The organism is Ligilactobacillus equi DSM 15833 = JCM 10991 (genome assembly GCF_001435735.1).
Classification (GTDB): Bacteria; Bacillota; Bacilli; order Lactobacillales; family Lactobacillaceae; genus Ligilactobacillus; species Ligilactobacillus equi.
Genome location: NZ_AZFH01000074.1, coordinates 1 through 356 on the forward strand (window position 1 = coordinate 1; position 356 = coordinate 356).

Consider the following 356-nt stretch of genomic DNA (forward strand, 5'->3'; position numbering starts at 1 on the left):
AAAACCTCTTTAGTAGCCTGGTCCAAGATGATTGACATATAGGCCCAAGTAGAATTGCCTAAACGTATCTGTGAAACGTCAGTATGAAGGACGGTGTAGGGAATAGTGGCATCAAATGTTTGATTCAGTAGATTTTGAGCCACTTTACCAATTGTACCTTTGTAAGAAGAATAGTGGTCATTCTTACGGCGATTATACATCGCCGGTTGGACGCCTAATTCGCTCATTAAGCGACGTAAGGTCGCTTCAGCCATATGGTAACCCGCCTCTTGGAGGAGTGGCAGTATACGGCGGTAGCCGTATGTGTAATTTCCCATCCACTTGCCTTTTTCCGCTATTTTCTTAATTATTAGCTT

General features: G+C 43.3%; 1 protein-coding gene. It reads right to left on the minus strand.

Features of this window, described 5'->3' with window-relative positions; all coding sequences use genetic code 11:
• The coding region (locus FC36_RS06360; protein ID WP_162257652.1) for an IS3 family transposase at positions 1-317 on the minus strand (317 nt) is incomplete at its 3' end.
• Positions 318-356 lie beyond the last annotated feature (39 nt).